The organism is Faecalibaculum rodentium, from assembly GCF_001564455.1.
Classification (GTDB): domain Bacteria; phylum Bacillota_I; class Bacilli_A; order Erysipelotrichales; family Erysipelotrichaceae; genus Faecalibaculum; species Faecalibaculum rodentium.
In genome coordinates this window covers 1,623,524-1,638,045 of the sequence record NZ_CP011391.1, presented here as the reverse complement: position 1 = coordinate 1,638,045, position 14,522 = coordinate 1,623,524, and the positions used below count along the sequence as shown (strand labels likewise).

Sequence of the window (14,522 nt, the reverse complement as noted above, 5' to 3'; positions counted from 1 at the left end):
AGCCGGGTATATGGATGAAAGGCACCATGCAAACAACACAGCGTCTGAAACAGCCGCCGCGGGCTGGCTGTTTCAGTGGCTGTGGTGGCTGCTTCAGAGGAACTGTTTCCGCGATATATTTGAATGAGGTGAGTACATGACAAAAGATGAACTGAAGGCCATGAACGAAGAGTATGGTGACTATTTCACGAAGACGTTCATGGACCTGGACAACGGACAGCATATGGACTGGAAGGAACAGGTGCTGCAGGATCTGAAGGCGGGGAAGAAGCCGCCTGAGATTGTGCACTACAATGATGTGTTCGACAGGGAGAACCCGATGCCGGACAGCCTTGCAGATCTGTTTGTGAAGTAACCTGACTCATAAAAAAGGCCAGCCATGTATAAATCAGGCTGGCTTTTTACTTCTTCGTATGTGAACCGCAAAGAACTGGCACGTCGGCCGTATCACCATTGACAATCATGACAAAGAAGCTCAGGATTTCGTGGAAAGCCTGGACTCAGCTCAAAACTCATAAAACGTCGTGGAGGAACAACATGAAAAAAAACAGGATACGTGCATTCACTGTCCTTTGATGGATGGCAGGATGATTGACTCCATCGTATGGTTTGATATTCACGGTGCGGTGGATTTCCACGATCCGGACAGAGTTGCTCCAGAGAAAATCTTCTGTCATCCAGAATTCAGGGAGATAGGCAAAAACTGCGAACATAACAGATTCGACCAGAGTGGCCCAGGCCAATAGTCTGTGGCTCTCTGCCACAGATTCATACAGCGGGGATTCCTGTTTGGCACAGCTCACCTGTCATTTCATCGTTCAAAAAAACCGCATCACTGCGGTTCTTTTTCTTCATCGGCAGGGTCGGCGGATTCCAGCGGTCCAATGCTGTTGTCATCGACATCCTGCGTATCCGGCACAGGCGGCAGGTCCTCCGGTTTGGGGAGTACCACAATGGCGCGGAAGAGATCGCCGTCGATTTCGATACGGAACCGGCCGTGCTGCACTTCGGCGAAGGACTTGACAATGGCCAGCCCCAGCCCGGACCCCACTTCGTGCCGCGACTTGTCACCGCGGACAAAGCGCTCGGTGATTTCCTCGGCGGTGAAGTTCAGCGGTGCAGCGGATGTGTTCTTGATGTTCACCACATAGCTCGTGGGTGTTTCCCGGAGGGTGACAAAGACCCGGGTGCCTTTCAGGGCGTACTTGGATACATTCGAGAACAGGTTCTCGAAGATCCGCATCGTTTTATCGGGATCCAGGAGCACCTGAGCTTCCCGCAGGGAGATGACAGCCTGCAGGTCTTTGGTCCGCCAGTTGGTCTCGGCTTCTTCCAGTGCCTGATAGATCAGCTGGTCGAGAGCCAGATGCACGGGATCCAGGTGCAGGCTGCCTGCATTGGCTTTGGAGACATCAAAGAGATCCGTTACGAGGGAATTCAGCCGGCTGGTATACTGACTGATTTTCCCTGCATATTTCCGCATCTGTTCAGGATCGTCGGTGATTTCCAGGAGCTCGGAGTAGGACCGGAGTCCCGTCAGGGGGGTTTTCAGGTCGTGAGAGACATTGGAAATCAGTTCGTTTCGCATGTTGGTGCTCTCAATGCCTTCCTGCAGTGCCTGCTGGAAGCTGCGCCGTACAGCAAGCAGACGGTCGTAAATGGGCCTGAAGAGCGTCGGGTCTCCCTCAGGCTCGCTCTTGAAATCGCCATTGGCCAGCCGGTCGGCTTCACCCGTCACTGTCTTCCAGCCATTTTGTACCGTGAAGGCCAGGATCGTCAGTGCAGCAGTCAGAAGAATGCCGTAGAGCACTGCCAGGCCGGGGCTGCCTGTCAGAATGATCAGGAGCAGGCAGAGGATATTGAGGATCAGCGGAATGCTCATCCGGCGGGTGAGAATGTCCTGCGCGAGATTCACGGTGCCTTTGCGGAAACTCTCCAGAATCCGGGATTTTCCCTGGACATAGCTTCCGACGCCGGTGGCGAAGATCTGCCGGATCCAGAACAGCGGAACGCTGAAAAACAGCAGGATCAGCGTATACGCCGTGAACAGGACGAGGCGGGAGAACACAACCCCCGTTTTGGCACCGCCCGCAACTGCCAGGGTCATGAGATCACCATGCAGGGCAAGTTTTGCGAGCAGCATGGCGGAAATTCCCGCAATGACCGAGAGGATCCCCAGGAGCAGGGCATTGGTTTCCAGACTGTTCCGGGCCACGAAGGACCAGGGAGCCGTGGTTTCCTCCACCTTCAGGGACACGTGAAGCAGCAGCAGGAACTGCAGCCCAAGGGCCAGGACCAGGATCGAGAGCGTGACAGATGCTGCCAGACTTTCATCCACCAGCAGGTTGTAGAGATAGCCGCTGCCCTGGGGCGACATGGCCGGTTCCTTCGGGATGGAGTAGGTAAATGTCAGGTCTTCCGGAAAGTGGAATGTGAGATCCGACGGGATTTCGTAGGACCGTTCGATGAATTCTCCGGTCTGGTCGTTGTAGACCGCCAGGGAGCTGCCCTCCAGCGAACTGCGGAGGGACCGGGATTCCTGGGGTGCAAATCCGTAACCCAGCAGGGAACCGGAGCCCTTGAGTTTGCCGTCCTTGAACTGGAATGTCACGGTGTAGGAGTCTTCATCCTGGGCATCCGGTTTCTCCAGGGACTGCAGGGAGGCATCTTTGCTGGTGACAGAATAATGGAAATTGGGATCCCGGGACAGGACATCATAGCCATAGGCCGTGTTGTCCAGCATCGTGTTCTGGATCTGCTTGATGTCCGATTCCTTGAGGTCCGAACCGCTCACATACGTGAAATCGGGCTCCAGCCTGTAAGCCGCCTGGAGCGTGAAGTCCTCAAGGGATTCCATGATGTGGCTTGTTCCTGCCGTCTCATCATACAGCGTATTGTAGGAACGCAGGGAACTGAGGGCCCATGTGATGCCCAGAGCCGCAGTGAGCGAAATCACCGCGATCATGGTCAGCAGAAACTGTCTTGTTCTGGTCATGTGTCTTTCCTGATCTTATAGCCCACACCCCAGACCACCTGGATGTACTGCGGATGCCGGGGTTCCGCCTCGATTTTTTCCCGGAGTTTCCGGATGTGCACCGTAATGGTTTCCGTGGTGATGGCCTCTTCCTTCCAGATTCGTTCATAGATCTGCTGGGCGGAAAATACCTGTCCCGGGTGTCGCATGAGGAGCTCCAGAATCGAGAATTCCTTGGGTGTCAGATGTACCGGGTCCCCGTTGACAAACACTTCCTTCGTCGCCGGATCCAGTTCCAGCCCGCCATTGGTGAGAACCGTGGGGGCCTCTTCACCGCTTTTCAGTTCCAGGATCTGTTCGTAGCGGCGAAGTCTTGCCTTGACCCTGGCCACGAGTTCGACGGAAGAAAAGGGTTTGGTGAGATAGTCGTCCGCGCCGATGGTGAATCCATGGAGCTTGTCCACGTCTTCGCTTTTGGCGGAGAGAAACAGGACGGGAATGTCCGAGGTTTCGCGGATGCGGGAGACCATGGTGAATCCGTCCATTTCCGGCATCATGATGTCCACCACGGCCAGAGCGGGTTTGCGGGTCCGGAAGGCTTCCAGTCCCTTAAGACCGTTTTCGGCCTGGATGACGTGAAAGCCGGCATGAGAGAGATATATGGCGATGGCTTCGCGGATGCCTTCGTCGTCTTCAACAACCAGGATTTCGTGATTCATGCACTTCTTCCTCCTCGATATGGTGCAGCAGCAGGCCGGCAGCGGTCCAGAGGACGCCGGCGAAAATCAGTGCTGTCTGTATATAAAACATCATCATGATACAATGCCCCTTTCATGAGTGCATTGTATCTGTCGAAAATGAAAGAAACCGTGCGGGAATTCTTAAGAAAGAGAGAAGATGCGACCAGCTGATGAGGCCGCCGATGGCTGCCCATCCAGTCGGTCGGAAACCAAAAAGTGCCCCGGTCTGAATCTGACAGTCCAGACAGGACTGTCGATTGAGACCGGGGCACTGGTGTTGGGGGGTGGGGAGAAAAGCGCAGCTTCCGGCTGCTTCCGCTTCTGCACAACACAGCTGCGGACAGAGAGATTTTGTATAATCATCCGCATGCCCCGACGGAACATTCCGTTCCGGTGGTTCCATTTCTTAGGGAGCTTTTGTCTAAGACTGTGCAGCCTGATGGAGCTCAATCGCATGTTCTGGCGGTATGCAGATACCAGGTCTTTCTGTTCAGGAACCTTCCTGCAAATCTATGGATCTGGCTGCCAGTCTCTTTCAGGTCTGGTTTCTGTCATACCTGTTCCTGGGTCAGATCGCCAGCCTTCCGGCTGCCAGTCTGCCAGCGGAATCATTTTACTTTTTCGCCGATCCAGTCAAAGACTGTCTGTTTTCCTTCGTCATGGGCCTGGTTGTGCACAAAGTCGAACCAGGAAAAGTGACCATTGTATTCCACAGGATCCCCGTTTTCATCCTTGATGCCGTTCTTGTCCAGCACCTTGTCCGGGTTGTACACCGTCACATCCTTTGCACCCGCATCCAGAAGCCGCTGGATCGTCGGCCGCTCATACGTGTCCGGATCCACCGTCGGGTCACTGGACGCAAAGATGAAGTACATCGGGAGATCCTTCATGGTTTTGATGTCTTCATCGGTAATGTATTCATTCTTCATCGCTTCGGCAATCGGTACATAGGCGTCATAGGCCCCGGCTTCTTCCATCGCCAGGTTCATCGCCATGTAGCCGCCGTTGGAGTATCCCGCAATGACGACCTTCTCGCTGCCGGTTTCCTTCTTTACTTTGTCAATCAGCTCCACCAGCGATTTTGTGTAGGCGGATTCCCGGTAGCCGTAGTCCAGGCATTCTGCACCGATTTCCTTCGTGCCATCCGGATCCATCCAGTATGTCGGACACATGGGAACCAGCACATTGGCACCGCCTGTGGCTTCCTGGAAATCAGCCCCCAGGAAGAACGAGGCATCACCGGCCAGTTCGCAGACTTTCAGATCCGTCGCATCCTTTGTCGTGTAGGATCCGCCTTCACCCTGCCCATGCAGCCAGACAAACAGCGTTTTGGCTTTGTCAGCGGGTTCATACAGACCGTAGTCATAGGTGATGCCGTCGCTGGCTTTGAACTCGGCTTCCTTGTATTCATCCACCGCGGTTGTCTTGCCGGTGGTTTTTTCGTCGATCGTTACACTGGTCAGCGGGTTGCCTTCAGATTCCAGCTTCTGTCCTTCGGCTACCGTGAAAGTCAGGGTATAGGGATCTGCCCAGGTGTTGTAGCCGGTTTTTCCCGAAAAATACAGCGGGTTGCCGCGGTCCAGTTCGGGTTTAAGCTTCAGGGTGACGTATTTGGATGCCTTGTCTGTTTTCTCGCCTTTGTCATCTGTCAGGTATGCCTCAGTGACAGTCAGGTCATTCTCTTTAGTCTTCTCATCGTCGGTTTCCACAGTTTCTTTCACCTGGAACGTGTCTTTGGACACACTGTCAACGGGAGCATCCAGAGTCAATGTGACCTCATCCACACGTCCGCCCCAGTCATAACCGCCGATGTGGTAGGCATAGGTACCCGATGCTTCGGCTGGTTTTTCTTCGGAAGCGGCAGGAGCTGCGGTGCAGGCAGCCAGAGAAAGAGCAAGCAGACCGGCAGCGGTCTGCAGAAAGAATCGGGATCGTGATTTCATAGTCGAACTCTCCTTTTCTGTAACTGTTACCAGAGTACAATGGGCAGGTTGATAAATCCAGTTAAACGCTTACAGATTACAGAGAAGCGGATAAAGAATACAAAATAAGCCGGAATCTAACAAATATAAGTTATGTTACATCTGTATATAGACAGCCATGGAAAAGGAGAATGCACAGATGCCGCTTTCCCTGCGGTCCACCCGATCTGCTTATAAAAAAAGCCCGAAGGCCTGCCTGGTCACTGCTGACCGGGCATCCTACAGGCGTTTTTTTGTTTTGCGGGTGATATCGGCTTCGGGCCCACGCCTCCAGATGCAAAGCCTGGCAGGTTTTGCATCTGCATCGGCAGGAACCCAGTCTATTCCAGTTCGAAGGCACCAGTATACAGCTGATAATACGTACCCTTCTGTCTGATCAGATCATCGTGATCACCGCGTTCAATGATCCGCCCATTGTCCAGGACCATGATCGCATCCGAGTTCATGATCGTGCTCAGCCGGTGGGCAATGACAAATGTTGTCCTGCCATGCATCAGCCGGTCCATGCCTTCCTGCACCAGCCGCTCAGTGCGAGTGTCAATGGAAGACGTGGCTTCATCCAGAATCAGCACCGGGGGATTGGCCACGGCAGCCCGGGCAATGGCAATCAGCTGACGCTGTCCCTGTGAAAGGGATTCGCCGGATCCTTCAATGACCGTGTCATACCCGTGCTCCAGGTGGCGGATGAAATCATCTGCCCTGGCCAGTCTGGCCGCGGCAATGCATTCCTCATCCGTGGCATCCAGCTTGCCAAACCGGATGTTGTCCATGATCGTGCCGGAGAACAGGTTTGTGTCCTGCAGCACAATGCCCAGGGAGTGACGCAGATCATCTTTTTTGATCAGCTTGATGTCAATGCCGTCATAGGTGATCATGCCGCTTTGAATGTCGTAGAAGCGGTTGATCAGGTTCGTGATCGTGGTCTTGCCGGCACCGGTGGCACCGACGAAAGCGATTTTCTGTCCCGGTTTGGCAAACAGAGAAATATCATGCAGGATCTGCTTTTTCTTGGTGTAGCCGAAGTTCACATCATCGAACCGGACATCGCCTTTGAGTTCCACCAGTTCGGTTTTGCCATTGGGACGGGGATGCTTCCAGCACCAGTGACCGGTATATTCCTGTGTTTCCACCCACTGTCCGTTCTCCTTCTTTGCACGGACCAGCGTGACCACACCGTTGTCGGTTTCCGAAGGTGTGTCCATGAGGGCGAAAATCCGCTGGGCACCGGCACCGGCCATGACCACGGCATTGACCTGCTGCGAGATCTGCACGATGGGGTTGTTGAAGGAACGGTTCAGCTGCAGGAAGGCCGCAATGGTACCCAGTGTTATTCCGAACATGCCGTTCAGGGCGAAGATAGCGCCTGTCAGAGCGGTCAGGACATAGGAGATGTAGCCGATGTTCATGCAGATGGGCATGAGGATGTTGGCAAATTTATTGGCATTGGTACTGGCATCACACAGTTTGTCATTGACTGCTTCGAAATCCTGGATGGACTTCTCTTCGTGTGTGAAGACCTTGATCACCCGCTGGCCCTCCATCATTTCCTCGATGAATCCGTTCACTGCACCCAGCTGTTTCTGCTGTTCCCGGAAAAACCGGCCGGAGCGGGAGGAGATGAAGCGGCTGGCATAGAGCATGACACCGCCCATGATCACCGTCACCAGCGCCAGCTGCCAGTTCATGACAAACATGGACACCAGCACAAACACGATCTGCGCGCCGCTGGAGAGCACCTGGGGAGCAGACTGGGAAATCAGCTGCCGCAGGGTATCAGTGTCATTGGTGTAAATCGACATGATGTCCCCGTGGGCGTGGGTATCGAAGTAGGAAACCGGCAGTGTTTCCATATGCCGGAACAGCCCTTCACGGACATCGTTGAGAGTACCCAGGGAAATGTTGACCATCAGCCGGTTCCAGATCCAGGTGGACAGAATACCCGCCAGGTAAATCCCTGCCATTCCGGCAATGGCCTTGAGCAGTCCGCTGAAATCCGGGTTGCTCTGGCCTGACAGAGGTGTGATGTACTGATCGATCAGCGTCTGCAGGAACGTGGAACCAAGCACGTTGGCAAGTGCCGAGAACAGAATGAGGAAAACAATGATCACGACCTGAAGCTTGTAGTTTTTCCAGATCAGCGAAAATACCCGCTTCAGACCGTCTTTGTTCTGGTTATTGTTCATCGAAGTCTCCTCCTTTCTGCTGCTGTTCGTACGTCTGCTGGTAAATCGGACAGGTCTTCAGCAGTTCTTCATGGGTGCCTGTCGCTTCGACTTTTCCTTCGTTGAGGACCATGATCAGGTCGGAGTCCTGAATGGAGCTCACACGCTGGGAGATGATGATCCTTGTGGTATCCGGGATCTTTGTCTGGAACGCCTCGCGGATCAGCTGATCGGTTCTGGTGTCCACTGCGCTGGTGGAATCATCCAGAATCAGGATTTTCGGCTTTTTCAGCAGCGCCCGGGCAATTGTCAGACGCTGACGCTGACCGCCGGAGACATTGGTGCCTCCCTGTTCAATGTAGGTGTTGTATTTATCCGGCATCTTTTCAATGAATTCATCCGCCTGAGCCAGGTGACAGGCCTCCCGGATCTCATCAAGCGTGGCATCTTCGGCGCCCCAGCGCATGTTGTCGATGATGGAACCGGAAAACAGGACGTTTTTCTGCAGCACCATGGCCACTTTGTCCCGCAGGCATTTCAGATCATAGTCCTTTACATTGAGACCGCCCACACGGACCTCTCCGCTGGTCACGTCATACAGCCGGGGAATCAGCTGCACGAAGGAGGTTTTTCCGGAACCGGTGGCGCCGAGGATTCCAAAGGATGAACCGGAGGGAATCGTGACGTTCACATCATCCAGGATATAGGGATCATCGGGGTTTTCCGCATAGTTGAACCGGACGTGGTCGAATACGATTTCGCCGTTTCTGACTTCCTTCACGCCATCAGCCGGAGACTGCAGGCTGGAGACCTGAGTGATGACTTCCACCACCCGGCGGGCGCTGGCCATGGACATGATGATCTGGATGAATACCATGGAGAACATCATCAGAGACATGAGCAGTGTCATGATGTAGGTGAACAGCGACATCAGGGAGCCAACCTGCATGGAACCGTCCACAACCTGCTGAGCTCCCACCCAGCAGACAAGGAGAATAGAGGAATACACCGCCAGCATCATCACAGGCTGGTTGAGAACCAGTATCTTTTCTGCCCGTTTGTTGACTTTGTAGATATCCTGACTGGCTTCGTCAAAGTGAGCCGTCTGGAATCCTTCCCGGACAAAGGACTTCACCGCCCGGATACCCGTTGTGTTTTCCTGCACGAATTCATTCAGCTTGTCGTATTTTTTGAACATCTTCATGAAAATCGGGTGAACGAGCTTCATCATCCCGAAAATCAGGATAGCCAGTACAATCAGAATCGCCACGATCCACCAGCCCAGACGGCTGGAGGCGGAGAAGATCATGAACAGACTGGCCAGCATCATGAAGGGGGTGCGGACGGCTACACGGATGATCATCTGGTAGGCCATCTGCAGGTTGTTCACATCTGTCATCATGCGGGTGATCAGGCCACCGGTGGAGAACTTGTCGATGTCTTCAAAGGCGAAGTTCTGAATGTTCCGGAACTCCGCATCCCGGACGTTTTTCGCAAATCCGCAGGATGCAATGGCTGCGTATTTTCCTGAAAGTCCTCCCAGGATCAGGGCAATGATGGCGGAAGCCAGCATCAGACCTGCATAGAGCAGGATGGCGTGCATGTCGCCTTTGTTGATTCCTTCATCCACGAGCAGTGCCATGAGAAATGGAATCAGGACATCAAACACCACCTCACCCATGACAAGAATGGGCGTCTTGATGGAATCAGCCTTGTATTCCTTCACTTGCGCCAGAAGCACTTTCAGCATGCGCTTTCCTCCTTTACAATTTCAGTCAGCAGTGTCAGCAGCCGGTTGAGTTCCTTCATGAGCTGCTCATAGGGACCCGGACCGTATTCAGAGCGGATGCGCTCTTCCATGTCCCTGTGGGCTTTCCAGAGCGTTTTCTGCATCGCCCTGGCTTTTTCTGTGGGCTGGATATGACAGATGCGGCGGTCTTTGTCGCTGCGCACCCGTTCCACAAATCCCTTCTGTTCCAGACGGGAAATGATGCCGGAAACCGACGGATTGGAGATATGGAAGTAGCGTTCGATGTCTTTCTGGATGGTATCCAGGTTCTCCCGCTGCTGTCGTTTCATGATCCAGAACAGCACGTCAAACTGAGAAGAAGTCAGGTCGTACTGTTTGAGTTCAAGACGACGGTGTTTTGCGAACTGTCCGTCGATGCGGCGGACATAGTAGCCCAGTTCCTCGGGATGGGGCAGGGCAATGTCACTTTCGCACACGGTATCCTCCTTTCACAGCCAGAAACATAGCCGGCTATTAAATAGTACGCTATGAGTTTAGACGCAGCCGTGCAAGTTGTCAATCGTGATGCCGGAAATCTATAATGAGGCCATGAAACGAAACGAAGAATTCACCGGAGAGTGCACAGATCTCTCTGACCAGGGATATGGTGTGCTGCGGCACAATGGCGAAGTGGTGTTTGTGCCGGGGCTGCTGCCACAGGAAAAAGCCAGGATCCGGGTGATCCTGGCGAAAAAGAGTTTTGCCATCGGCAGGGTCATGGAACGCCTGAGCGACAGTCCGGAAAGGACACAGGCTCTGTGTCCGGAGTTCGGCAAATGCGGCGGCTGTGCCCTGCAGGACCTGGAGTATCAAAGTCAGCTGGCCTGGAAAACAGACTGGATGCGCCGTAAATTTCCTGGAATCGAGGTCAGGGATACACTGGGCATGAAAGATCCGTACAACTACCGCAACAAGGCACAGTTTCCTGTGCAGGTCACAGGCGAAGGGGAGGTCATCACCGGGTTTTACCGCCCGAATTCCCACACCATCGTGGATACGGATACGTGTCTGATACAGGATGAACGGCTGAATGAACTGTACCAGTATATTAGGAAAGAGCTGACTTCCCGGCTGGCAAAAGGGCTCCGGCACATTTTTCTGCGCCGCAGCCGGAAAACCGGTCAGAGCCAGGTGGTGTTCATCGGAGAGGAAAACCATTTTGAAGATCTGACCGCGAAACTGGTCAGTGTATTTCCGGATCTGGTCAGTGTGGTGTTCAACCACAATGACCGGCAGGACAACGTGATCCTGGGAGATGAATCCGTTATCCTGCATGGATTGGAAAGCATCGAAGAGGACTGCCTGGGTATCCGGATCCGGCTGAACTTCAAAAGCTTTTTCCAGGTGAATCCAGAGATGATGGAAGTCCTGTACAACACCGCCATGGAAGCGGCGGACATTCATCCCGGGGACAGCGTGATCGATATGTATTCCGGCACCGGCACGCTGGGACTGCTCGCAGCCAGGCGGGGAGCGCAGGTGACGGGTGTGGAGATCGTACCGGAGGCAGTGGAAAATGCCCGGGAGAATGCACGGCTCAACGGCATCAACAATGCACAGTTTGTGTGTCAGGATGCCACGGAATTCGCCCGTCAGTTTCAGGACCAGGCGGATGTGCTGATCGTGGATCCGCCCCGGAAAGGACTGAGTGAGCAGGGAGTCGAGGATATCGCCCGGATCGATCCCCGGCGAATCGTCTATGTCAGCTGCAATCCCAACACACTGAAGCGGGACCTGGAACGGTTTGCGCATAAGGGCTGGAAGGCCAGGTGGGTGCAGCCGGTAGATATGTTCCCGCAGACCCCGAATGTGGAAGCGGTGTGTCTGCTGGAAAAGGAATGAAAATAGAGGAAGCCGGCGGGCTTCCTTTTCCGTGCGAAGGCCGATGCTGGACGGGAGACGGCCCCAGAAACAAAGGCCCGAATCCCGGTTTTACGAGCGCAGCACAAACCGCTCGATGGCTTCCGCCACGGCTCCTTCGTCGTTTGTCCTGGAAAGGATTACATCGCAGAGTTCATTCATATCCGGATGCGTATTAGCCACTCCGACCCCTAAACCGGCTGTCCGGATCATGGACAGGTCGTTGAAGTTGTCGCCAATGGCTATGGTTTCGGACTGCGGGATTTCCAGCAGTTCTGCCAGCCGCAGCAGGGCAGCGCCTTTGTTCACACCCTTTTTGTTGAATTCCAGATACCGGTTGGACGAATACGAGATATCCACCAGGTTCCGGATGTCATGGAACATGTCCTCCATGGACTTCAGGTAGCTGTAGTCTGTGTTTTCGAACAGGACCTTGATGATGGTCTGGCCTTCCAGAAAGTCCAGGCTTGTATCGGTAAATTCCCGGAACTCCATACGACCCTGCAGGAATCCGATTTCTCCAGGATTGATGTGGTACACCCAGACCGTATCCGGGGTGTAGACATGGGCACAGACATCGTAAGCGATCCCGCGGCGGAAGATCTCTTTCGCCAGGTCAAAGTCCATGGGTTCCATATGCAGGATGCGGTTGTCCCTGTTCTCGGTAATGACACCGCCGTTGAAGGAAATGGTGTATTCTTCCGGCTGGTCAACGGTTCCGATTTCCTGCAGCGTCCCCTGAATGGACGGAAAGCCGCGTCCGGTGGTGCAGACGAACTTGACGCCTTCTTTGCGGGCTGCGGCAATGGCTTCGACATTGGCTGCCGGCACTTTTTTCTCTGTGTTCAGCAGCGTTTCATCCAGGTCGCAGGTGATCAGTCTGTATTGTGGTTTCATGGGATTCCCTCCAGTACTTTCCTTTTTATTGTATCGGGTTCCCGTTTTTCGCGGGGAAAAGTCCGGGCGATTGGAATGAAGCTTGCGGTCTGAAGTCCCTCAGGTGCCGATGATGCGAATGCAGGTTCAAATTTGCAGAATTATTTTGACACCGGTGGGGGGACTCTGGTAACATAACTAATGTTCCGGACCGGAACGATTGAAAACCTGAGGCCGTGGTGGAACCGGTAGACACGCTACTTTGAGGGGGTAGTGAGCTTGGCTCGTGTGCGTTCGAGTCGCATCGGCCTCACCAGTTTTTCTTTTCATTTCATATATGGGGTCGTGGTGGAATTGGCAGACACGCTATCTTCAGGCGGTAGTGAGGCAACTCGTGTGCGTTCGAGTCGCATCGACCCCACCATTTGAGAACAAACCCGACAGGATATCCTGTCGGGTGTTTTTTCACTGAGCATGGCAGAAAAAGCTGATAGGAAATCGCATTCAAAACAGGCGAGTCGATGAATGGCAGTTCCGGGCTGTTATGCGATTCAGAATCTGAGCGACTATGGCGGCTCAGGATTTCAGCAGGTGCCGATATGTTCATCTGCAGAGGGATCGATCTGCATTGACCGCACACCCTTCCCTCAGACAAAAAAGGAGAGCAGCGGACTGTCCTTCCCGGAAAGCTGAATCGTTGTTCTGCCCAGGGTATGGCCGAACCCTGGAACTGCGTCCAGGACCTGGAGAGCGGTTTTGGAAATCACTGTCATATCCAGGCAAATAGCGCATGGTCTTTTGCTTCCTTACTTTACTCTTGTTCTGGAGCAGTACAGAAAACAGCTGTCTGATCTGCCAGGCAGCTGCGGATAATCCAAACAGAAAGGAAGGATTCGATAAGACGGTCAAAAACAAATCCCGGGCAGGTCACAGCCGGACGGCAATCATAACCACAACGAGCATGGTCGGTATTGCAGTCAACGCCCTGCTGGCGGCTGTCAAAGTTGTGATCGGGCAGATCACAGGTTCTCTCGCTGTCAGTTTTGATGGCGTAAACAACCTGACAGATGCCGGTTCTTCGGTCATCACCCTGATTTCAACGAAACTGGCGGAACGCGAGCCCGACAAACAGCATCCCTACGGATTCGGGCGGACGGAATACCTGTCCACTTTCGTGATTGCCATGATCATCCTCTATGCCGGCATTTCCTCTTTGTCGGAGTCTGTGCAGAAACTTCTCCGGGGCGGCGTACCTTCCTACAGCAGCCTTTCCCTCTGGATCCTGCTGCTGGCTGTCGTGAGTAAAATCGGCCGTGACTGTACACCATTTCCCAGGAGAAAAAGGCTGGTTCCGGATCTCTGGAGGCTTCGGGAAAGGATGGCCTCAATGACTCGGTCATGTCCTGTGCTGTCCTGGCCTGTGCATTGCTGTACCGGTTTGTGGGGATCTCCATGGAGGCCTGGGTGAGTCTGGTCATCGCAGTCTTCATCATCAAGTCCGGTATTGACATTACGAGGGAAGCACTGTCGAAAATCATTGGCGCGCGGACAGATCCTTCGGTCGCCAAGAACGTGAAGGATGAAATCATGAAGATGCCGGGAGTAACCGGGGCCTGCGATCTGTTTTTCAACGATTACGGCCCGGATAAGAAAGTGGCTTCAGTGCATATCGAAGTCCCCGATACCTGGACAGCGGACCAGATCGACGAAACAAGCAGACGGATCGAACACGCTGTCTGGAAAAAAGAACATGTCATCCTGAGCGCTGTGGGAATTTATGCGAAAAACACAAAGGATCCTGAGAGCCGGAAAATCGAGGAGAAGATCCGGAGCATTCTCGGGCATTATCTGCATATCCTGCAGATGCACGGATTCTATGCCGACTACCCGCAGATCCGGTTTGACCTGATCATTGATTTCAACGTGAAAAACCGCCAGGAGGAATACAGCGAGATCCTGGAAGAGTGCCGCAAAGCATATCCCGATCATGATGTGCAGATTACGCTGGATGCCGATGTCAGTGACTGACACGAGGTCTTGTGCAGACTGCAGAGCCAGGAGAAGCCGGATAAGCAGGGAATCTGCTGCCGGTCATTCAGCCAAAGGAAAAAGCTGCATCTGGAGAAAGAAGAACTCTCT

At 53.7% G+C, this 14,522-nt stretch carries 11 protein-coding genes and 2 tRNA genes; 6 read left to right on the top strand and 7 right to left on the bottom strand.

Annotation, left to right across the window (positions count from 1 at the left end; translation table 11 throughout):
- Positions 1–136: 136 nt before the first annotated feature.
- Positions 137–355: a hypothetical protein gene (locus aalo17_RS08140; protein WP_067558022.1), complete on the top strand. Its 219-nt coding sequence runs from the start codon at positions 137–139 to the stop codon at positions 353–355.
- A 477-nt stretch (positions 356–832) separates the two neighbouring features.
- On the opposite strand, the gene aalo17_RS08130 is transcribed toward aalo17_RS08140, so the two are convergent.
- The 6 genes from aalo17_RS08130 to aalo17_RS08105 all read right to left on the bottom strand — a co-directional run bounded on the left by aalo17_RS08130 (position 833) and on the right by aalo17_RS08105 (position 10,084).
- Complete coding sequence (locus tag aalo17_RS08130) at positions 833–2,995, bottom strand: sensor histidine kinase (protein ID WP_067558017.1); 2,163 nt, start codon at positions 2,993–2,995, stop codon at positions 833–835.
- Positions 2,992–3,693, bottom strand: coding sequence for a response regulator transcription factor (locus aalo17_RS08125; RefSeq protein WP_067558014.1), 702 nt, complete (start codon positions 3,691–3,693; stop codon positions 2,992–2,994). The genes aalo17_RS08130 and aalo17_RS08125 overlap by 4 nt, the downstream gene beginning before the upstream one ends.
- 629 nt (positions 3,694–4,322) lie before the next feature.
- A complete protein-coding gene (locus aalo17_RS08120) occupies positions 4,323–5,657 on the bottom strand; it encodes a dienelactone hydrolase family protein (protein WP_067558011.1) in 1,335 nt (444 codons plus the stop codon).
- 359 nt (positions 5,658–6,016) lie between these two features.
- On the bottom strand, positions 6,017–7,879 hold the full coding sequence (locus aalo17_RS08115; protein WP_067558009.1) for an ABC transporter ATP-binding protein: 1,863 nt from the start codon (positions 7,877–7,879) through the stop codon (positions 6,017–6,019).
- Entirely contained in the window at positions 7,869–9,608 is a 1,740-nt protein-coding gene (locus aalo17_RS08110) for an ABC transporter ATP-binding protein (RefSeq protein WP_067558006.1), read from the bottom strand. The genes aalo17_RS08115 and aalo17_RS08110 overlap by 11 nt, the downstream gene beginning before the upstream one ends.
- The gene (locus tag aalo17_RS08105) at positions 9,602–10,084 is read right to left on the bottom strand and encodes a MarR family winged helix-turn-helix transcriptional regulator (RefSeq protein WP_067558003.1); all 483 of its coding nucleotides are present in this window, start codon (positions 10,082–10,084) and stop codon (positions 9,602–9,604) included. Before aalo17_RS08105 ends, aalo17_RS08110 begins: the two co-directional genes overlap by 7 nt.
- A gap of 112 nt (positions 10,085–10,196) precedes the next feature.
- Here aalo17_RS08105 and rlmD point away from each other — a divergent pair, with 112 nt between their 5' ends.
- A complete protein-coding gene (rlmD, locus tag aalo17_RS08100) occupies positions 10,197–11,489 on the top strand; it encodes a 23S rRNA (uracil(1939)-C(5))-methyltransferase RlmD (RefSeq protein WP_158507765.1) in 1,293 nt (430 codons plus the stop codon).
- A 90-nt stretch (positions 11,490–11,579) separates the two neighbouring features.
- Here the strand turns inward: rlmD and aalo17_RS08095 are convergent, their stop codons facing one another.
- Positions 11,580–12,404, bottom strand: coding sequence for a Cof-type HAD-IIB family hydrolase (locus aalo17_RS08095; protein ID WP_067557995.1), 825 nt, complete (start codon positions 12,402–12,404; stop codon positions 11,580–11,582).
- A gap of 209 nt (positions 12,405–12,613) precedes the next feature.
- Between aalo17_RS08095 and aalo17_RS08090 the strand changes: the two genes are divergently transcribed.
- The 4 genes from aalo17_RS08090 (at position 12,614) to aalo17_RS13130 (ending at position 14,411) form a co-directional block, all read left to right on the top strand.
- A tRNA-Leu gene (locus tag aalo17_RS08090) sits at positions 12,614–12,699 on the top strand.
- Between the two features lie 23 nt (positions 12,700–12,722).
- A tRNA-Leu gene (locus aalo17_RS08085) sits at positions 12,723–12,807 on the top strand.
- 537 nt (positions 12,808–13,344) lie between these two features.
- The gene (locus aalo17_RS13135) at positions 13,345–13,851 is read left to right on the top strand and encodes a cation diffusion facilitator family transporter (protein ID WP_158507764.1); all 507 of its coding nucleotides are present in this window, start codon (positions 13,345–13,347) and stop codon (positions 13,849–13,851) included.
- Positions 13,743–14,411, top strand: coding sequence for a cation diffusion facilitator family transporter (locus tag aalo17_RS13130; protein WP_250636976.1), 669 nt, complete (start codon positions 13,743–13,745; stop codon positions 14,409–14,411). Before aalo17_RS13135 ends, aalo17_RS13130 begins: the two co-directional genes overlap by 109 nt.
- Positions 14,412–14,522 lie beyond the last annotated feature (111 nt).

Coding starts and splice junctions, on each gene's coding strand:
- aalo17_RS08140 (WP_067558022.1), top strand. CDS start 137: ATGACAAAAGATGAACTGAAGGCCATGAACGAAGAGTATGGTGACTAT.
- aalo17_RS08130 (WP_067558017.1), bottom strand. CDS start 2,995: ATGACCAGAACAAGACAGTTTCTGCTGACCATGATCGCGGTGATTTCG.
- aalo17_RS08125 (WP_067558014.1), bottom strand. CDS start 3,693: ATGAATCACGAAATCCTGGTTGTTGAAGACGACGAAGGCATCCGCGAA.
- aalo17_RS08120 (WP_067558011.1), bottom strand. CDS start 5,657: ATGAAATCACGATCCCGATTCTTTCTGCAGACCGCTGCCGGTCTGCTT.
- aalo17_RS08115 (WP_067558009.1), bottom strand. CDS start 7,879: ATGAACAATAACCAGAACAAAGACGGTCTGAAGCGGGTATTTTCGCTG.
- aalo17_RS08110 (WP_067558006.1), bottom strand. CDS start 9,608: ATGCTGAAAGTGCTTCTGGCGCAAGTGAAGGAATACAAGGCTGATTCC.
- rlmD (WP_158507765.1), top strand. CDS start 10,197: ATGAAACGAAACGAAGAATTCACCGGAGAGTGCACAGATCTCTCTGAC.
- aalo17_RS08095 (WP_067557995.1), bottom strand. CDS start 12,404: ATGAAACCACAATACAGACTGATCACCTGCGACCTGGATGAAACGCTG.
- aalo17_RS13135 (WP_158507764.1), top strand. CDS start 13,345: ATGGTCGGTATTGCAGTCAACGCCCTGCTGGCGGCTGTCAAAGTTGTG.